Origin of the sequence: Paenibacillus sp. 3LSP (assembly GCF_032465655.1) — a bacterium.
Classification (GTDB): domain Bacteria; phylum Bacillota; class Bacilli; order Paenibacillales; family Paenibacillaceae; genus Fontibacillus; species Fontibacillus barengoltzii.
Window position 1 is genome coordinate 1 of record NZ_JAWDJI010000085.1, and the last position, 17566, is coordinate 17566.

Here is a 17566-nt window from a genome sequence, read left to right on the forward strand (position 1 = left end):
CGACCGCCAGATGAATTTTGTAACCAAACCATGTGATTTTATTGCCGAAGGAATCCAGTTTTGCGCCCCAGTTCGCGTTACCCGTCTGCTTGCTTTTTCGTTTGGGTTGCTTTTTCTCGTAAGCGCGGAGGGCGGCGCTGTCAATAGCGACGTTGCTGCCATCTATGATACCTTCATGCTGACAGCGTGTGACCAAATCCTCAAAAAGCCGTTTTGCCAAGTCCTTTCTCGTCAGTTCTGCGAAGACTCGGCTTAATGTGGATATGGAAGGGGCTTCTCGATCCAGCGGAAGACCACACTGATAACGAAACCGGGGATCCGTATCCAAACGCTTATGCAACCCTGTAAAGGTACTAATTCCTTCAAGCGGCGCAGCCAAGAGTGCTCGTAATATACCCTGTCTGCAGTATCCCTCAGCGCCCCGGGGTGAACGACTCCTCAATTCCCTGGCATACGGCCGCAGATCGAGAGAGCTGAAGAAGATCGGCAATCGCTCCTTGGGTTGAATTTTTAAAAGTTCTTCGAAGGAAAACAGACATTCTTGGAGAATATACAAAGTGACTTCCTCCATCCTTGGGGTTTTTGGGTTTAGTCACTTGAAAACTTCTCCAAGCTGGGGTGAAGTCCCTTTTTTATGTCCGAAAATCCTTGTGGTTCAAGGCCTCAGATTACTGCAAAACGCTCTTATATAACAAACCCAGTACCTACGTGGGTTTGATTTTTTAAGATTTTGGGTTGAGATTTGCTGGGCTCTCAAAACAGACAAGTTTTTTAATGCTTTAAAACTATACAAGATTTACAGTTTGGATTGTCAACAGTAAATCAGACATTTTTTTTAAGGGCTTCTTGGCGATACTGAACAGGCGTCATATACCCTAAGGTTCCATGAATACGATGCTTGTTAAACCAGTTCACGTAGTCATATAATTCTAGCTCCAGATGACGAAGACTCTGGAAGTTCATCTGACCCACAAACTCTGTTTTCATAATCTTGTAGGTAGCTTCAGCCACAGCGTTGTCGTACGGACAGCCCTTCATACTTAGTGATCGGCCGATTTCAAACGTCTCCAAAAGCTCGTCCATCTTTTGATTTTTGAACTCACTACCACGGTCGGTATGAAACCACTGAATCTGGCGTAAATCTCCTTGTACCGTCGCAAAAGCGTGGGAAATCAGAGCAGCGTCCTTGTTCGGACCAGCACTATGCCCAATAATCTCTCGATTGAACAAATCGACCAATACACAAATGTAATGCCATCGATTCTGGACTTTCACATACGTCAGATCGCTGACGACGAAGCGTTTGGCTTCCTCCTGCTCGAACTCTCGGTCTAGAACATTCCCTGTCGTTGCTTCATTACAAGCGGTTTTATGGGGCTTATATTGAGCCACGGTGTAGGTGGAAACGAGCCCATGCTCTTTCATAATATGACCAATTCTACGTCTGGAAACGACGAGTCCACGTTCCTGGAGCTTGACTTTGATCTTTCGTGTGCCGTAAGCTTTTCGATTTTTGTGGAAAATCTCCACAATCGCTTCGGTTATATCGCCTTCGTTAGGTTGTTCTTTCGCTTCATAGTAAAACGTACTTCTTGCGATTTGCAGGACGTCGCACATTGCTGATACCGAGTATTTATCAAGGTTGTTCTGGATGATAGCTACTTTCGTGCCATGATCAGCGCGGCTTGCTTTAAAATATCGTTCTCCATTTTCAGACGCTGGTTCTCTTTTCGCAAAGCGATCAGCTCATTTTCTTCTGACGAGCGATTATCCTTCTCCTTGAAGGAGCCCGTTGTCTGAGCCTGCTTGATCCAGCGGTCTAAAGCGGAGGCTGTGAGGTCATATTCCGCAACAATCGTGGCTCTGGATTTCCCATTTTGATAGAGTTCCACCATTTGTTTTTTGAATTCTGAGGTAAAGGTACGTCGTTGGTGTTTTGGCATTGTAGAGATCCGCTCCTTAACATGATAGGTTTATTCTACAAGCCCTTATTTTTTCTGTCCAACTTAGTGTAGCCGATCCAGTCTCGCCATTTGTGGTAAACAAGATATAAGCCTGAATTTCGAAAGTACGCCTCTTTGAAAACGTGAAAAGGGCTCCGAATCTTTGGTAGAATAGTGTTTGTTCAAACAACATCACCCAAAGAGAGGAGCACCTTTAAGGTGAAGTCTACTACAACCATCAGCAATATCAAGAGCGAATTTTCTCTGCGGAACGCAACGAGCTTCGGAGGCGCTAAAGTCTTTCTGGCCTATCTCGAAAAAATCAAGCTGGCTCAAACGATGCGCGGCCTCTCCGGTGGCAAAGCGCACAACTCGATTTTCCCTTCATCGTATCCTGCTCTACCTCATCGTCGGCTGGATGCTCGGCTGCGAGCGAATTTTTCATTTCCGTAAACTACAACATGACCCGCTGCTGAATCGCTTCCTGGGCGGACGTTGTCCGCATCATAGCCTATTGTACAAGGAATTGGGAAGACTGGGTCGGTCGTGTCCCGAGCTTGCGGCCGAACTGCGGGCGTTGAATCGGGAAATCATCCGACGCTGCCGACTTCCTGCAGCAAACTTTCGAGTTCCTCGGCGATTGCAAGGTGAAGTACGCCCGATTTGACAAAGGATTCGGCGGCGAAGACTTCTACAGCCTTTGGGAAAGCAAAGGAATCGGCTATGTCGGCAAGCTCAAATGGACACAGCGAGGACTTCGCCGGACGCTACGCATGGAAACGAATCGAAGCCAAGGTGGCCTTGTTGGAATGAAAGCATACAAAATTTTACATGGAAAGTGAACCAGCCTCTTCATTGGGGAGGGGGAAGGACCATCCACATGTGGATAATCTGGCTCGGCCGGACGGGAAATTATCCACATTTTTGCAAGACTGATGCTGACCTTCTAGCAACAATGCCCCGTTATTATAGGCTTTCGAAATTCAGGTTTAGCTATATTTCTTCACTTCTGTTAATTGACGGCGCAACTTAGCTAAAGCCTTTAAGCGATGCTTTGAGATGTTCTGTTGAGATCCCCCTAGAATCTGTGCTATTTCTTTATCACTTAACTTTTGTACATATGCTAAAGATAAAATCCGTTGTTGTAGTTCCGATAAAGATTCATAAGCTTGAAAAAGAGAATCATCCGTAATGTGATCTTTTAAATTTGGTGATACTCGCTCTGAATCATAAATTGTAAGTAATGATGACTCTAGACTTTCATTATTATCTATTATCAAAGGAAATCTAGTAGTCATCATCCGCCTTTTTTTGTCATAATTAATAGAGTTGTAGTAAATAAGGTTGGCTATATACTTGATAAAACGACGATTAACACTTACATGAACATTCTTTTCCATATAAGCCCCCCCTTTGACGAAATCACTTCCTACTCTATAAAGAGGTACCACACAGAATTTTTACAACCAAATTAACGAAAACGAACCATCTTTCCTATATTTTACCACTAATTATTCCGAAAACAATTATATAAATTTAGAAGCGCAATCAAGAAATAGGAACAGGGCTGGGGGCAATTTCACAATCCGAAGAATCTGGCGATTTCGCGAAGTCTGGAGGCCTCCGGATTGCTGGAGAACTCTGAGTAGTGGAAATCGCCCGAAGACGCGGTGCCACAGAAGGTTTCAGTCCCTAATTACGGTCAGTGAATGAGAAAACCAGAATCGGATTTTCAACCATAAGTTTGAAAAGAAAGGAATAATAACTATTTTTCCTTGCAATTAGGGTATTTTTTCTGTATAGTACGAGGTACGGATCTATAAAATGCAGGCTCTCAACTCCGTGGTTAGGGGTCCCTTGCAAGTTATTTCTGGAATCATACATATACAGACTCCCTCAAGGGGTTCGAGAAGCCACTGGATGCATCTGATGGCTTCTCACCATTAAAGGATTACTAAAGGGTGGGCAGGTTCCCTTTGCCAAAGGGCAGTTCCAGGGGCTGAATATGTTGCCTTGTCATGTCCAAGGTTATAGAAAGTCAATGGTGTGAGGAAATATTAATAATTAGGGGGCTACTAATAATTTATGTTGAAGAAAAAATATACAAAGTATACCCTATTACTTATTGTAGTGCTCTTTGCTGTAGGCATTATGTGGGTTTTTAATTCCATTCCTCAAAACACTTCATTTAACGACCTTGTTATAAATCATATTAAAGTTTCCGAGATAACTTCAATTGATATTCTTAAATTTTCTAGAGAATCATCAAATGTAGAGGAAGAAATTAAAGTGGAAGATGATAGCATCGATAAAATAATTAGTGATTTCTCTACAATAAAATTAAGAAAAGTTAGCTCAGTTGATGTAAATCCTTACAGAACATATCAATTATCAATAAGAACAAATCAAGATAATAGATTTAAAATAAACCTTTATGAAGAAGATTATATGGAAATATACGATGCTAAGAAAAAGGAGCTAGGTTCGTATAAAATAATTAGTGATTATAATGTTGAAACGATTCAAACTTTATTTCAAAAATAGACGGCCGCTATCATTGATAGCGGCCCAATCTTTTTCTTAATTTACCTTGGAGTAATTTATCTTTACATAGGGATCCAATTTCCGCCTTTGATATGAAGTGCGGTTACCACACCTTTACCAGTAACAAATCTTATCCGCTCTCCATCCACAGTATATTCAAGGAAAGGGAGCTTGACTCTGATCAGGTCATATTTCGGGTTATCTACCAAAAAATATTCAAGATTAGCTAATTCGCTATACCCCGCTTCAAGCAGACCTTTGAACGCTTCTTCTTCTGAAGGGGACATAAGTGATAACACGCCGACAACACCCGCGACAACACCTACTGGAGTGCTCTGAACAAAGATCAGTCCTAGAATAGTAGCCACTGCACCTAATCCGCTCATCAGGTCATTATTGCTAGGCTTAATAATGCCCTTATCGATAACTAATCGTTGCGCTCTTACAATATCTCTAATCTGTGACAAACTAACAGTAACTTCAGAAGCATATTCTCTGGCCATTTAAAACAACCTCCTATAAAATATATTTTTTGAAATCCCCGGGGCGTTTCACACTATATAAAGAAGCGTGAGCATCTGATTTTACAACCACTCTTAACTTTTATTTCAGTTCACTAAGATCAAAATTTTGTATGACCTCTATCATTTTTACATAGAGTTCTTGTTTCAAGTCTTCTCGTTGATCCGCCGGCACTTGTTGCAATGAGGCCTTTATCTTTGGGGTAAAACAATTTAAAATCTGTATTGTTGCCTCCTGATCGTGATCCTGTTGTGCTTTTAATAACAATTCGGCCATCATAAAATCACCCCTTTGCGTTTTTTTGTATTTCATTTTTCAAGCCATTAATAGCCTCGCTTAAATCAGAAATTTTCTTTTCAAAACGAATTAATAAATACGAGGTAATTGCAATAGGGAATCCTAAATTAGCAATAAAAGCGGTAAAATCAAACTCAGCCATATTCCTTCACCTCCCGTTAATGGATGGCTCACCTTAGCTATAGCCTTTTACAACAAATTTCCTAAACCATATACCTTACAAAACGACGATTGTCATTTACATAATCGGCCTTCTTCATATAAGACCCCCTTATTGAAGAGATCACTCCCTACTTTATAAAGAGATACTAAGCTGTTTTTTTACAACCGCTTTCAAAAATGAACGAATACAATGCATGCTGCTCCGTAGGACTTGTTTTAGCTATCATTCAACAGGTGAATCGCACAATAAAAGAGGCTGTCCCTAAAGTCAAGTTTATGACCGTTGATATGCTCCCCATATGGTAGACAGATGAAATAATAAAAAACTGTCACCATAAGGGGAGCATTTCTTATGAGTAAATCAGAACGTACAGCTTTAGAGAAAATTTACATCATCCAGCAAATTGAAAATGGATCCATTGGAGTGATGGAGGCAGTCAGGAGATTTGGCGTCTCGAAAACAACCTTAGCGAAGTGGCGTATGCGTTATAAGTTGGAAGGCTGTGAAGGATTCCAAAAGAGGCGGAGCTACCCTGCTGAACTTAAGCTTCAAGCGGTTATGGATTATTTACATGGCGGCTTGTCCCCATATCAAGTCATCAAAAAATACCGCATCGCCACTCAAAGTCAACTCGAGAGGTGGATAAAGAAGTATAATGGTCATAGCAGTTTTAAAACGTATACGGGGGAAAGGACCGCTATGACCAAAGGACGCGCTACAACATGGCAGGAACGGATTGAGATCGTGCTTTATTGCCTTGCACATCACAAGGACTACGGAAAGGCAGCCAAGCAGTTTCAAGTTTCCTATCAGCAAGTTTATGGATGGGTAAGGAAGTATGAAGCTGGTGGAGAAGAAGCGTTGCGAGATGGCAGGGGACGCACAAAAGCGCCAGAAGAGTTAACGATGGAAGAGCAGCAGCGGTTGGCGATGAAGAGGCTGGAATACGAGAACGAACGGTTGAGTGCAGAAAACGCATTGCTAAAAAAGTTACAGGAATTCGAAAGGAGGGATCGTTAAGCCAATATCGCCAAGAGCACGTGTATCGTGCCATTCAAGCGTTACATCAAGAGGAAGGATTTCCATTGCAACTCTTGTGTTCAGTTGCAGGGATCCCTCGTTCAAGCTACTACAAATGGCTGAAATGCAAACCCAGTTGCCGTGAAGCAGAGAACAAATAACTCATGGATATGATGACATCCCTGCATGAGAAGGTGGACGGCATCTTCGGGTACGTCGACTGACCTTGCATCTACGCAGAATGACTGAAAAGCCGATCAACCATAAACGAGTGCAGCGCCTCATGAAGCTGAAAGGCATCCAGTCAGTCATCCGCCGGAAACGAAAGAGGTATATGCGATCTACTCCGCAACAAGTAGCAGAGAACCTGTTGAATCGAAATTTTCAAGCGGATGCATCAAACGAGAAATGGGTAACTGATGTGACAGAATTCAAGTACGGCAATGGTCAGAAAGCGTATTTGAGCGCCATTCGGGTCTGTCAATATTTTTGTGTAAACTCGAATATAGAGAATCACCCACGTGGGGGAGATTGCCCCTCACGGCAAATGCTGGTCGATGCGTTCCGGGAAGAAGACGGAGAGCTGGAGCAGCATTTGGCCCCAGTTTTGGACTCGCCCCGTCCATTTGCGTGTAACATCCATGGTGACGAGGTACAGCATCTTGAGTAAAGCCTCGTCCGTCGGGAAGATGCTTTTGCCTTTGGTCACCTTGCGAAGCTGACGGTGATAGCTCTCAATCATGTTTGTCGTATAGATGAGCTTTCGGATTTCCGGCGGATACTTGAAGAACGTAGCAAGTTCATCCCAGTTGGTACGCCACGAACGGATGATAAGCGGGTACTTGGCTCCCCACGTCTCTTCAAAGCGGTCCAACTCCACAAGTGCCATTTCTTCCGTTGTGGCCTTGTAGATGGGCTTCAGATCCGCCGTCACTTTCTTGAGGTTTTTGTAGGATACGTAGCGTGTCGAATTGCGGATTTGGTGAATGATGCACTTCTGGATTTCGGTCTTCGGGTAACAAGCTGTAATCGCTTGGGAGAAGCCGGTTAGGTTATCAACACAGGTAATCAGGATATCCTGAACGCCGCGGTTCTTGAGGTCGTTTAGAACGCTAAGCCAGAACTTTGCGGATTCGTTCTCGCCGACCCACATACCCAGCACGTCCTTGTTGCCATCCAGGTCAATGCCGATGACCATGTAGGCCGCTTTGTTCACGATGGCGCCGTCCTGCTTTACTTTGAAATGAATGGCGTCCAGGAATACGACTGCGTAAACGGCTTGCAGCGGGCGATTCTGCCACTCCTTGATAAGCGGAACGATCTTGTTCGTCACATTTGAGATCATCGTCGGCGAGACGTCGATGCCGTACAGCTGATGTAGGTGATCTTGAATTTCCCGCGTGCTTACTCCCTTGGCATAAAGCGCGATAATCTGATCTTCAATGCCCGTTACATTCGATTGATGCTTCCGGACGACAAGTGGCTCAAACTCGCCGAGACGGTCTCTGGGAACCGCAATCTCCTGCCCGCCGTACTCGCTCGTAATCTTCTTCTTGCTTTTCCCGTTGCGGCTGTTGCTCGTCTGCTTGTTCTGCACGTCATGCTTCTCGTAACCTAGATGCGTGTCCATCTCGGCTTCAAGCATCTCCTGCAGTGTTTCAGCAAACAAGTCTTTCAAGGCATTCTGTGCGTCCTGAGCGGTAACGTGGTTATTCTCCTTAATGAACGATCTGAGCTGTTCTTTCGACCATAATCCCATATGTGCTCCCAACCTTTCTGATACTTTTATTTTAACAGGTTTGAGAGTTTACACAGTTTATTTTACAGACTCCGCCATTCTCGATCTTCATGACAAGTCGATCGTGGCTTATGTCTTGGAGAAATCCAATAACAACTCCCTTGTATTTCAGACGCTAAAGAAAGCCTTAAAAGCTGCGCCTGGAAGCACACCGATGCTTCATAGTGACCGGGGATTTCAATATACTTCGCTTGCCTTTAAGAAGCTATTGGACGAAAACAAGATCACCCAAAGTATGTCACGTGTTGGACGATGTATCGATAATGGTCCGATGGAATCCTTCTGGGGAACATTGAAACCAAACATATTTCGATGAAAGGCTCCGTCGGCTTGAAGGGAGAGAAGATTCCGTTCCTCTTCTTCATGGACGACAAGGGGATTGCGCTGCAGGTTGAAGGCGCGAAGCAGCCGTTGTACATACCTCAGTCCATTGAGGGCGTGACGCTGCCTGACACGAGCGAATTGGAAGCCGGGGCGCAGGAGCTGACCGTCAAACTGGCGGAATTCGTGCTGAAGCATTTCCCGAACCCTTCGGTATTGACCGTGAAGCAAACTTCCTCGCAGGTAAACGGGGAGACGTTGAGCTTGACGAACCTGCATGCGGAAGTGCGCGGCGACGAGCTGTTTGGGCTGATTAAGCCGTTCCTCGCCAGCGCGGTGAAGGATGAGCAAGGGCTCAGAGACCTGATTGGGGATTATTACGCGCAGCGACAGCGAAATGTGGAACATCGGCGGGACAGTAACCGCGGATCAAGTGGATACGAGTGTCGGTGTTATCGACGTGACGGAAACGGAGTTGACCCCAGGGCAAATTTTGCGCAATTTCCAGGGTTCCGCTCCGCTGTACAAATTGCTCAAAGAAGACCTTAATTTGACCCATAGACAGCTTGTGCTCGATACCCAAAGCGACTACTATGGATTGATCACGAAGAACGGCATCTCCTTTGTACAGTTGCGTTACTTGGCTGAGCAGTTAGACGCCGAAGTGAAGTGGACGCCGGGGTCTGGCCAGATTGTCGTGATCGATGACCTGACCGGCAAGGAGATCGTTCTCAAGGTCGGCTCGAAGAAAGCGGCGGTGGATGGCAAGGTGGTAACGCTGAGCCAGCCAGCCTTTGTGCATAAGGACGGGTTGACTTACGTGCCGCTCCGATTCCTGGCAGAGGCGCTTAGCGCATCCATAGACTTCGACGCTGACGGTTGGATCACTATCGTTAGAGAATAAGCGGTGCAATCAAAACGATAATGGAGGGACCTTCCCATGCTATCCTGATGATGGCAAAGGGAAGGTCCTTTATTTTGGGCTGACGATTGATTAATTGTCCTAGCCTGTGTATAATGATAATCATTATCAGTAGAAAATGGGGGAGCAATACAAATGAAGGTGTTCAAACATCGATTTCTTGCGGTGGCAACGGTTCTGTTGCTGACAGTTGTGCTTGCGGCTTGCGGCCAAAACGGCGGCAATACGGCAAACGATGCGGCGGCGTCGAACCATAATGCAGCGGGAAGCGCGCAATCCGGCAACGGAACCAACGATTCCGCCGAAGGACAAGCGGCAACGAAGGTTTACAAGGACTATACCGGGCAAGAGGTTGAGATTCCAACCAATCCGCAGCGGATTGTATCCATTACGCATCTGGGTGATCTGCTGGCTCTCGGCGTGAAGCCGGTTGGGGCGGGCTCGCTTGCTCTGGAAAACTCGGTTCTGCTGAATAAGGAACTGGAAGGCGTGGAAAGCGTCGGTGATATCTCAGTAGAGAAAGTGCTGGAGCTTCAGCCGGACCTGATTATTGTCCCGACCTATACACCGGCCGATATCGTTGAGCAATTAAAGAAAATTGGTCCGGTTGTCACCCTGGCCACCACAGGCTGGGAGGGAATTGACCCGCTGGAGGAAGTGAAGACGGTGGGTGAAATGCTGGGCCGTGAGCAACAAGCGGAGGAATTTATTACCCGGTATAAGCAAAAAGCCGAGGAGGCCAAAGCCAAGCTCAGTGAGGTGATCGGACCCGATGAAACTGTCGGCACGTATTCGATCTGGGCGAAGAACTTCTGGGTATGGCCAAAAACCCGGGATGCCGGCTATAACCTGTACGAAATGTTTGGCTTGAAGCCGCAGGAGAAGATCGAGAAAGAGGTATTCCCGACCACAGGCGCGGATATTTCTTTGGAGGTTGTTCCGGAATATGCTGCGGACCATATGTTCGTGACGGTGTATGAGCCGGACGGCGGGAAGGAACGCGCAGAGGAAGTCATGAATGGACCGGTGTGGAAAAACATCCCTGCCGTGAAAAATAACCACGTGTACTTGCTGAACTACAAAGAGTTCTGGATGGTGGACGGACTGAATCTGGAGAAGCAGCTGGATATTCTTGTGGACCTTGTCGTCAGCCAAAATCAAAAATAAAACAACCAACCCAAGAGGCCCGTTCCTCGCGTCGTTTGCCGATGCGCCAGAACGGCTTTTTCATGTCTAGCGCCAGCCGGCAAGCCAGCTTACAAGATCTGCCGGTGGATGGACAACGCCCATTCCTCCGCGATCATGCGCTCGGGAAGGAGATCGCCAATCAACATGAGATAAGTGGATCATTGACAAAGAAGACGCTAGTTTCTAAGATATGTTTATTCGTAATGATTACGTTTAATACCCAAGAATAGGATGGATCGATATGCTAAAAATGAAACGGGGCGACGTCCTGCTGATCGTTGTTCTGGTCTTGTTGGGTTCGACGTGGCTCTTCCTGCGCCAGGTGCTGGAAAGCCGGGAGACGGTAGATCCGGCAACGCTTCGCGCCGAAATCCAGGTGGACGGCGAATCCTACCGCAGCGTCCCCTTGGACGTCGGGGAGGAGACCATCGAAATCCACTCGAAATACGGGAACAATACGCTAAAGGTCTTTGACGGGGGGATCCAAATGATGTACGCCGACTGCCCGAGAAAAATCTCCATGCAGATGGGCTTCATCTCCCGGCCCGGCGAGACGATCATCTGTGTGCCCAACCGTGTGTATGTGGAGATCGTCCGCAGCGGCGCTCCAGGCCCGGATGATAACGGCGTAGACGCCTATATCCGCTAGTTTTCCATCCCCGACAGATCCTCCCATGCTTTCACCGAATCCTCGCTAGGATAGACGTAGGGTCGTTTGTGGTCTTGGAATTTCTCGGATGCGCTCCGCGTTAACGGTAAGGATCGCCTCGCCCTCCCGCGTTTGCGGCTCAATGGTTCCTTCCACCTCAAGCCAGCTGTCTTTAGTCAGCTCAACAAGCGGCTGGTCGGAGGTGACCACGAGCCCAAACGCGCTCCGATCAGCACGAAAGGCAGCGCTTCCAGCAAGATGCTGAGAAAGCTGGTTTTGAACGTTTGCAGCTCGTCAAGCGGGACCTGTCGAATCAGCGACGGGTATAGGACCGTCAGGCAGGCGAGCGCGAAAGCGGCCGGCACAAGAATCGGCAGCATTCGGGTGATGGCTTGTTTATTCATGGCGTACTCCTTTTAGACAAAATCAGGATCTAGTGCAGTATTATACTATTATTTTCCAAGGCGTTTCAGAACGAAGTTGATAGATTCGTTTGCAGATCCATATCGATAGTTGACAAAGCCCAGGGAAGGAAGATATAATATTGATTGTTAATCGTAATAATTACGAATAAACCAGAGCGGGCATCTGGTCTTGCATACGAAAGGGGATGAAACGAAATGAATGAACATATTGCGCGCCCGATTCCCGTTACGGTGCTGTGCGGATATTTGGGTTCGGGCAAAACAACGCTGCTGAACCACGTCTTGAGCAATCGCCAGGGGCTGAAGGTGGCGGTGATCGTCAATGATATGAGCGAGATTAACGTCGATGCGGAGCTGATCAGCGCCGGCGGGAGTTTGTCACGCACGGAAGAGAAGCTGGTGGAGTTGTCGAACGGCTGCATTTGCTGTACGCTGCGCGAGGATTTGCTCAGAGAGGTGCAGAAGCTGGCAGCGGAGGGGCGGTTCGATTACATATTAATCGAGTCAACAGGGATCAGTGAACCGGTACCAATCGCCCAAACGTTTACTTATGCGGATGCCGAGACAGGGATTGATTTGACGGGGATCGCCAAGCTGGACTGCCTGGTTACCGTAGTGGACGCCTACCGGTTCTGGCATGATTTCTCCTCCGGAGAGACACTTCTGGAACGCGGGCAGCAAGCAGGAGAAGGCGACAATCGCGATGTGGTTGATTTGTTGATCGATCAAATCGAGACCTGCGACATTTTAATTTTGAATAAATGCGACCTGGTAGACGAGGAGGAGTTGAAGGAACTGGAGGGTGTCCTGCGTAAACTGCAGCCAACCGCCAAGTTTATCCGCTCCACGATGGGCTGCGTGGATCCGCAGGAAATTTTGAACACAGGCTTGTTCGATTTCGAGAAAGCCAGCCAATCGGCCGGATGGATCCGGGAACTGGAGTTGGAAAACCATACGCCGGAAACGGAGGAATACGGTATCGGTTCGTTTGTGTACCGGCGGAGACGGCCGTTTCATCCAGAGCGATTGGCGCAGTTTATGAGCCAGTGGCCAGAGGAAGTGGTGCGGGCGAAAGGGCTCGTTTGGATCGCAACGGAGTCCGATATGGCGGCGAATTTGAGTCAGGCCGGGCCGTCGATTCAATTTGGTCCGGCTGGTTATTGGCTAGCCTCACTGTCTGATCGTGAGCGGGAGGAGCTGTTTAACGAAGAGCCGGAGCTGCGGCGTAAATGGGACGATGTGACGGGCGACCGGATCAATGAACTGGTGTTTATCGGCATTGGAATGGATCGCGCCGGGATTGAACGGGAGCTTAATGCTTGCTTGTTAAGCGACGAAGAGATGCAGATGAATTGGGCGAACTTCCCCAATCCGCTGCCGTGGATTTCGGCGGAAGAGCTGGCGGGCGCCAACTAAAGACTAATTTTTGAGGAGGAATAGACATGCGAGTGGTCATCACATTAGCTTGTACGGAGTGCGGGGATCGAAACTATACGACCACGAAAAATAAAAAGACCCATCCCGAACGTCTGGAACTGCGGAAATACTCACCTCGGCTGCGTAAATACACGATTCATCGGGAGACACGTTAATCAATAGTGGAGGATGGCTAGCGTAAAGGGCGAATTGTCGTCTTTGTTAATCGTAATAATTACGCTCTAGAAAAGAAGGGGTAACATGATTTTATCCTCGATGGAAAATGTCGTGTTTGGGTATGGTGACAAACCGGTTATTGACGGGGTATCCCTCGAAATCCATGCTGGCGAGTTCGTTGGCATTACCGGACCTAACGGTGCGGCCAAGACGACGCTGCTCAAGCTGTTGCTCGGTCTGCTGAAGCCGTGGAGCGGGAGCGTGAAAATCAACGAGGAAGCGTTGGTGGAGGGCCGGCTGAACGTAGGTTACGTCCCGCAGCAAGTCGCCGCGTTTAACAGCGGGTTCCCTAGCCGGGTGCTGGAGCTGGTGAAGTCGGGGTGTTATCCCCGGCTCGGTTTGTTTCGCCGGTTTGGTGCAGAGGAGCAGCAGATCGTCGAACGCAGCTTGAAGCAAGTGGGGATGTGGGAGCAACGATACCGGAAAATCGGCGAGCTGTCAGGCGGACAGAAGCAGCGGATTTGCATTGCTCGAGCCTTGGCCGGGCAGCCTCGGGTGCTGGTTCTGGATGAACCCACGACGGGCATGGACCGGCAAAGCCGCCAAGGATTTTATCAGCTGCTGCGGCACATGACGGACCAACACGGATTGACGGTGATCATGGTGACCCACGGCCCGGAGGAAGCGGAGGCGTATCTGGACCGCATCATATCCCTGGAGCAACAGGAAAGCGAGGAATGGCAATGCTTGACTACGCGTTCATGCAGCGTGCGTTTTGGGCCGGCGCTTTGATCGGCAGCATCGCCCCGGTCATCGGCGTCTTCCTGATGTTGCGGCGCCAGGCGCTGATGGCCGATACGTTGTCCCACGTTTCGCTGGCTGGTGTAGCCCTCGGGGCTGTGCTGGGCTGGAACCCGGCCTTGGCCGGCTTTGTCGCTGCCATCCTCGGCGGGCTGCTCATCGAGCAGTTGCGTCGGAGCTACCGAGCGTATAGCGAGATGCCGGTTGCGATCGTCATGACTTCGGGGCTGGCACTCGCCGTCGTGCTGATGAGCTTACGAAGCAACCTGAGCCAAAGCTTCAGCGCGTACCTGTTTGGCTCGATCGTCGCGGTGAGCGACACACAACTGGTGTTGATGGCTGGCGTCGCTTTGCTAGGCGCCGCGTATTTCATCGTGCTGCGAAGACCGCTGTACAGCCTGACTTTTGACGAAGAAACCGCTCGAATCAGCGGGATCCCGGTGAAGTGGCTGTCGTTCTCCTTCGCGGTGTTTACCGGCATGGCGGTGGCGGCGGCGATCCCAATTGTTGGCGTGCTGTTGGTGTCCTCGCTGATCGTGTTGCCAGCCTCGCTGGCGCTGCGGTTGGCCCGCGGGTTTGCGGCAGCGATTGTCATCGCAGTTGCCTCCGGCCTAACGGGGATCTTCAGCGGGCTAACCGCTTCGTATTACTTGGATATGCCGCCCGGCGGGACGATTGCGTTGATTTTGCTGCTGTTTTTATTAGCCGGCATCGCGGGGCAGAAGGTACGGGGATCCCTAGCTCGGAGGAACGGGCGCAGCGTGAGGCAGGCGGCGAGAAGCCAAGGGGAGTCTATAACCTTGCCGTCGGAAGAAGGCGGAAGAATTTAGTGTGGAATCAAAGGGAGAGATGAGAATGAATTTACAATATGTGAAAAGGTTCGCCACTGCGGCGGCCCTGAGCTTGATGCTGGTGATCGCCGGTTGCGGCGGGGGTGGACAGCCCGCAGGGAATGCTGCCAATTCGGCGAATGCCGCAGAGAAGACAGCAGGCAATAACGAAGCGGTGAATGCGAAACAGCCGTTGCGGATTCAAACGAGCTTTTACCCGATCTACGAATTTACGAAGCAGGTGGCTGGCGATCTGGCGACGGTGGAGTTGCTCGTTCCCGGTGGTGTGGAACCCCACGATTGGGAGCCTAGTCCTCAGGATATTCGGAAGCTGACGGAATCCGATCTGCTTATCGTAAACGGTGCCGGAATGGAAAGTTGGCTGGAGCAGGTGGAGGCCTCTGCATCCGGCGGCAAGCCGGAGATCATTGAGGCCAGTGAAGGGATTACGCTGATGGAAGGCGGAGAAGAAGAGGAGCATGGGCATGACGAGGAGCATGCAGCCGAAGAAGAGCATGCCGACGGGGATGAGCATGACGCAGATCACGCTGCGGATCACGACGCAGATCATGAAGCCGAAGCTGGAGAAGCCGCTCACGACTCCGATCATGATCATGGCCACGATCACGGCGGGCTGGACCCGCATGTTTGGTTGTCACCGGCGCTGGCAGTCCAAGAGGTTCGCAACATTGAAGCCGCCTTGGCGAAGGCTGACCCGGAGAACGCCGCGAACTATAAGCAAAACGCCGACGCATACGTTGCCCAGCTAGAGCAATTGGATCAAGATTTCGCCAACGCGTTCGCTAATGCGAAACGCAAGGATTTTATCACACAACATGCGGCATTTGGTTATTTGGCTCAGGAGTACGGGCTGACTCAAGTGCCGATCGCCGGGTTATCCCCTGACCAGGAGCCGTCAGCGGCGCAGATGACGGAGATCGTGAAGTTCGCCAAGGAGCATCAGGTGAAGACGATTTTCTTCGAGACGTTGGTTTCTTCCAAAGTAGCCGAGACGATTGCCCGGGAAATTGGAGCGAAGACAGCGGTCCTGAACCCGATCGAAGGACTGACGGCCGAAGACGAAGCAGCTGGCCGGGACTATCTGTCGCTGATGCGTCAAAATCTTGAAGCTTTGAAAGCTGCGTTAAACGAGTAACTTCACTGGATACGATATGTGCTCCATAAGCAAAGCAGCCCAAAGCCACATTAGGCAAGGGCTGCTTTCTTTTTCTAACGAATGTTTTTACCATAGAAGATTTCATCCATTTCGGTGACCAGCATCTCGGTAATCTGCTTTTGCTCTGCGGGAGACAGATCGTCCTTCGTGTACCCAAACAGATAGTTGTTTAAATCAAATTGCTTCAACTTGCATTTCGTGTGAAAAATATGCTCCGGGTACACATTAACATCAATCATCTGATACTTCTCGATTACTTCATCGGGAATATAGTTCTGGATCGAGCTGATATCGTGGTCGATGAACAGCTTGTGGCCGTTAATGTCGCGGGTAAAACCGCGCACGCGGTAATCGATGGTCATGATGTCCGCCTCGAAGGAATGGATCAGGTAGTTTAGCGCCTTCAGCGGCGAGATCTCCCCGCAGGTCGAAACGTCGATGTCGGCGCGGAACGTGCTGATGCTCTCTTTCGGATCGTATTCAGGATACGTGTGGACGGTGATGTGGCTTTTGTCGAGCTGTATCACCACAGATTCCGGCAGCGGTCCGGGCGATTCGTCAAACGACTCGGTGGGCACCTCCACCACGGGGCCTTCAGAAATCAGCATCGTTACACTGGCCCCCTGCGGAACGTAATCCTGGTTCGCGATATTCAAAATATGAGCGCCAATAATTTCGGAGACGGTGCTGAGAATTTTCGTCAGGCGGTCGGAATTGTACTGGTCGTCGATATAGGCGATATAGGCTTCGCGTTCCTGTTTGGTCCGGGTGTAACAGACATCGTACATATTAAAGCTTAACGTTTTGGTCAGGTTGTTGAACTCATGCAGCTGAATGCGCTGCTCCGGCGTCAACTTCATGAGAGATCCCCCTTAGCATAGGTATACCCTATTGGTTATTCCCTTTTCTTCTGGAAATAAAACGTTCCGCTGCTGCTGTATCCCCATCTGGTGAATCGATGTCTAGTCTTTCGGGTCCTGAATCGAATCTGCTGGAGATGTCTTCCTTCCCTATGATTCCCACCTTATGTTAGTTTGACAGAAATAGCATTCATATTGTATCCTACAATCAAATTGAATTAGACCTCACTTTCTAGCAATGGTGGGGTAGAGGCGCGATATTTAACAGTCTTCGGAGGAGCTTGAGCAGGCGATGAGCCCGAGGAGAAGGAAATGTCGCCGAAGCGGTATATAGGCTCGCTATATGCTGCTGGGCCTGCAGTTAATAGCTGCAGGACTGTCTTGATAGATGAACCCGATCTATCAAGTTGCGCTATCTCGTCGAGGGGAAAGTGGGTGTCAGGACGGAAATGAACCCATCAAACGGCCTCGGTGTATATCCGAAGTCGTTTTTTTGTTTCTGTTTTTATTGAT

The 17566-nt window shown here is 48.8% G+C and carries 20 protein-coding genes, 3 pseudogenes and 1 riboswitch; of the genes and pseudogenes, 14 read left to right on the forward strand and 9 right to left on the reverse strand.

Annotated features, from left to right (window positions below):
* The coding region (locus RW092_RS06560; protein WP_316009839.1) for a transposase at positions 1-556 on the reverse strand (556 nt) is incomplete at its 3' end.
* A 266-nt stretch (positions 557-822) separates the two neighbouring features.
* A protein-coding gene (locus RW092_RS06565) for an IS3 family transposase (protein WP_316009822.1) occupies positions 823-1943 on the reverse strand; the annotation gives its coding sequence in 2 pieces (ribosomal slippage) (positions 823-1694 and positions 1694-1943; 1122 coding nt in all).
* A gap of 219 nt (positions 1944-2162) precedes the next feature.
* Here RW092_RS06565 and RW092_RS06570 point away from each other — a divergent pair.
* Positions 2163-2695 (forward strand): annotated as a pseudogene (locus RW092_RS06570) (IS1380 family transposase); the annotation flags it as partial.
* 237 nt (positions 2696-2932) lie between these two features.
* Here the strand turns inward: RW092_RS06570 and RW092_RS06575 are convergent.
* Positions 2933-3343 carry a sigma-70 family RNA polymerase sigma factor gene (locus tag RW092_RS06575; RefSeq protein WP_316009823.1) on the reverse strand — a complete coding sequence of 137 codons (411 nt, stop codon included), beginning with the start codon at positions 3341-3343 and terminating at the stop codon, positions 2933-2935.
* Positions 3344-4028: 685 nt separating this feature from the next.
* Between RW092_RS06575 and RW092_RS06585 the strand changes: the two genes are divergently transcribed.
* The gene (locus RW092_RS06585; RefSeq protein WP_316009824.1) at positions 4029-4487 is read left to right on the forward strand and encodes a hypothetical protein; all 459 of its coding nucleotides are present in this window, start codon (positions 4029-4031) and stop codon (positions 4485-4487) included.
* 62 nt (positions 4488-4549) lie between these two features.
* Here RW092_RS06585 and RW092_RS06590 read toward each other — a convergent pair whose 3' ends face one another.
* The 3 genes from RW092_RS06590 to RW092_RS06600 form a co-directional block, all read right to left on the reverse strand.
* Entirely contained in the window at positions 4550-4990 is a 441-nt protein-coding gene (locus RW092_RS06590) for a hypothetical protein (protein WP_316009825.1), read from the reverse strand.
* A 100-nt stretch (positions 4991-5090) separates the two neighbouring features.
* On the reverse strand, positions 5091-5285 hold the full coding sequence (locus RW092_RS06595; RefSeq protein WP_316009826.1) for a helix-turn-helix domain-containing protein: 195 nt from the start codon (positions 5283-5285) through the stop codon (positions 5091-5093).
* Positions 5286-5292: 7 nt separating this feature from the next.
* Positions 5293-5448 carry a YvrJ family protein gene (locus RW092_RS06600; protein WP_155619712.1) on the reverse strand — a complete coding sequence of 52 codons (156 nt, stop codon included), beginning with the start codon at positions 5446-5448 and terminating at the stop codon, positions 5293-5295.
* 372 nt (positions 5449-5820) lie between these two features.
* On the opposite strand from RW092_RS06600, the gene RW092_RS06605 reads away from it, so the two are divergent.
* Together RW092_RS06605 and RW092_RS23790 are read left to right on the forward strand one after the other, a co-directional pair.
* On the forward strand, positions 5821-6489 hold the full coding sequence (locus RW092_RS06605; RefSeq protein ID WP_316009827.1) for a helix-turn-helix domain-containing protein: 669 nt from the start codon (positions 5821-5823) through the stop codon (positions 6487-6489).
* 220 nt (positions 6490-6709) lie between these two features.
* A pseudogene (locus RW092_RS23790) lies at positions 6710-6802 on the forward strand (IS3 family transposase); the annotation flags it as partial.
* Positions 6803-7027: 225 nt separating this feature from the next.
* On the opposite strand, the gene RW092_RS06610 reads toward RW092_RS23790, so the two are convergent.
* Entirely contained in the window at positions 7028-8248 is a 1221-nt protein-coding gene (locus RW092_RS06610) for an IS256 family transposase (protein WP_316009828.1), read from the reverse strand.
* 70 nt (positions 8249-8318) lie between these two features.
* Between RW092_RS06610 and RW092_RS06615 the strand changes: the two are divergent.
* From RW092_RS06615 to RW092_RS06635, 5 genes and pseudogenes are all read left to right on the forward strand, one after another.
* A pseudogene (locus RW092_RS06615) lies at positions 8319-8597 on the forward strand (transposase); the annotation flags it as partial.
* A gap of 2 nt (positions 8598-8599) precedes the next feature.
* The gene (locus RW092_RS06620; protein ID WP_316009829.1) at positions 8600-9157 is read left to right on the forward strand and encodes a hypothetical protein; all 558 of its coding nucleotides are present in this window, start codon (positions 8600-8602) and stop codon (positions 9155-9157) included.
* A 1-nt stretch (position 9158) separates the two neighbouring features.
* Complete coding sequence (locus RW092_RS06625; RefSeq protein WP_316009830.1) at positions 9159-9512, forward strand: copper amine oxidase N-terminal domain-containing protein; 354 nt, start codon at positions 9159-9161, stop codon at positions 9510-9512.
* 153 nt (positions 9513-9665) lie between these two features.
* On the forward strand, positions 9666-10697 hold the full coding sequence (locus RW092_RS06630) for an ABC transporter substrate-binding protein (protein WP_009226077.1): 1032 nt from the start codon (positions 9666-9668) through the stop codon (positions 10695-10697).
* A 262-nt stretch (positions 10698-10959) separates the two neighbouring features.
* Entirely contained in the window at positions 10960-11367 is a 408-nt protein-coding gene (locus RW092_RS06635; RefSeq protein ID WP_316009831.1) for a NusG domain II-containing protein, read from the forward strand.
* A 176-nt stretch (positions 11368-11543) separates the two neighbouring features.
* On the opposite strand, the gene RW092_RS06640 is transcribed toward RW092_RS06635, so the two are convergent.
* Positions 11544-11771, reverse strand: coding sequence for a hypothetical protein (locus RW092_RS06640; RefSeq protein WP_009226080.1), 228 nt, complete (start codon positions 11769-11771; stop codon positions 11544-11546).
* Positions 11772-11987: 216 nt separating this feature from the next.
* Between RW092_RS06640 and RW092_RS06645 the strand changes: the two genes are divergently transcribed.
* The 5 genes from RW092_RS06645 to RW092_RS06665 all read left to right on the forward strand — a co-directional run bounded on the left by RW092_RS06645 (position 11988) and on the right by RW092_RS06665 (position 16172).
* Entirely contained in the window at positions 11988-13208 is a 1221-nt protein-coding gene (locus RW092_RS06645) for a GTP-binding protein (protein ID WP_316009832.1), read from the forward strand.
* 26 nt (positions 13209-13234) lie between these two features.
* Positions 13235-13384: a 50S ribosomal protein L33 gene (gene rpmG / locus RW092_RS06650; protein ID WP_009226082.1), complete on the forward strand. Its 150-nt coding sequence runs from the start codon at positions 13235-13237 to the stop codon at positions 13382-13384.
* Positions 13385-13469: 85 nt separating this feature from the next.
* Positions 13470-14177, forward strand: coding sequence for a metal ABC transporter ATP-binding protein (locus RW092_RS06655; protein WP_009226083.1), 708 nt, complete (start codon positions 13470-13472; stop codon positions 14175-14177).
* Positions 14123-15016 (forward strand): metal ABC transporter permease, encoded by an 894-nt coding sequence (locus RW092_RS06660; RefSeq protein WP_260069829.1) that lies wholly within the window; start codon positions 14123-14125, stop codon positions 15014-15016. The genes RW092_RS06655 and RW092_RS06660 overlap by 55 nt, the downstream gene beginning before the upstream one ends.
* A 25-nt stretch (positions 15017-15041) precedes the next feature.
* The gene (locus tag RW092_RS06665; RefSeq protein WP_316009833.1) at positions 15042-16172 is read left to right on the forward strand and encodes a metal ABC transporter substrate-binding protein; all 1131 of its coding nucleotides are present in this window, start codon (positions 15042-15044) and stop codon (positions 16170-16172) included.
* Between the two features lie 74 nt (positions 16173-16246).
* Here the strand turns inward: RW092_RS06665 and speD are convergent, their stop codons facing one another.
* A complete protein-coding gene (speD, locus tag RW092_RS06670) occupies positions 16247-17053 on the reverse strand; it encodes an adenosylmethionine decarboxylase (protein ID WP_009226086.1) in 807 nt (268 codons plus the stop codon).
* 239 nt (positions 17054-17292) lie between these two features.
* A riboswitch (Lysine riboswitch) is annotated at positions 17293-17476 on the forward strand.
* Positions 17477-17566 lie beyond the last annotated feature (90 nt).

Coding starts and splice junctions, on each gene's coding strand:
- RW092_RS06605 (WP_316009827.1), top strand. CDS start 5,821: ATGAGTAAATCAGAACGTACAGCTTTAGAGAAAATTTACATCATCCAG.
- RW092_RS06635 (WP_316009831.1), top strand. CDS start 10,960: ATGCTAAAAATGAAACGGGGCGACGTCCTGCTGATCGTTGTTCTGGTC.
- RW092_RS06620 (WP_316009829.1), top strand. CDS start 8,600: ATGAAAGGCTCCGTCGGCTTGAAGGGAGAGAAGATTCCGTTCCTCTTC.
- speD (WP_009226086.1), bottom strand. CDS start 17,053: ATGAAGTTGACGCCGGAGCAGCGCATTCAGCTGCATGAGTTCAACAAC.
- RW092_RS06660 (WP_260069829.1), top strand. CDS start 14,123: ATGGCAATGCTTGACTACGCGTTCATGCAGCGTGCGTTTTGGGCCGGC.
- RW092_RS06590 (WP_316009825.1), bottom strand. CDS start 4,990: ATGGCCAGAGAATATGCTTCTGAAGTTACTGTTAGTTTGTCACAGATT.
- RW092_RS06655 (WP_009226083.1), top strand. CDS start 13,470: ATGATTTTATCCTCGATGGAAAATGTCGTGTTTGGGTATGGTGACAAA.
- RW092_RS06575 (WP_316009823.1), bottom strand. CDS start 3,343: ATGGAAAAGAATGTTCATGTAAGTGTTAATCGTCGTTTTATCAAGTAT.
- rpmG (WP_009226082.1), top strand. CDS start 13,235: ATGCGAGTGGTCATCACATTAGCTTGTACGGAGTGCGGGGATCGAAAC.
- RW092_RS06630 (WP_009226077.1), top strand. CDS start 9,666: ATGAAGGTGTTCAAACATCGATTTCTTGCGGTGGCAACGGTTCTGTTG.
- RW092_RS06585 (WP_316009824.1), top strand. CDS start 4,029: ATGTTGAAGAAAAAATATACAAAGTATACCCTATTACTTATTGTAGTG.
- RW092_RS06600 (WP_155619712.1), bottom strand. CDS start 5,448: ATGGCTGAGTTTGATTTTACCGCTTTTATTGCTAATTTAGGATTCCCT.
- RW092_RS06610 (WP_316009828.1), bottom strand. CDS start 8,248: ATGGGATTATGGTCGAAAGAACAGCTCAGATCGTTCATTAAGGAGAAT.
- RW092_RS06640 (WP_009226080.1), bottom strand. CDS start 11,771: ATGAATAAACAAGCCATCACCCGAATGCTGCCGATTCTTGTGCCGGCC.
- RW092_RS06665 (WP_316009833.1), top strand. CDS start 15,042: ATGAATTTACAATATGTGAAAAGGTTCGCCACTGCGGCGGCCCTGAGC.
- RW092_RS06645 (WP_316009832.1), top strand. CDS start 11,988: ATGAATGAACATATTGCGCGCCCGATTCCCGTTACGGTGCTGTGCGGA.
- RW092_RS06595 (WP_316009826.1), bottom strand. CDS start 5,285: ATGGCCGAATTGTTATTAAAAGCACAACAGGATCACGATCAGGAGGCA.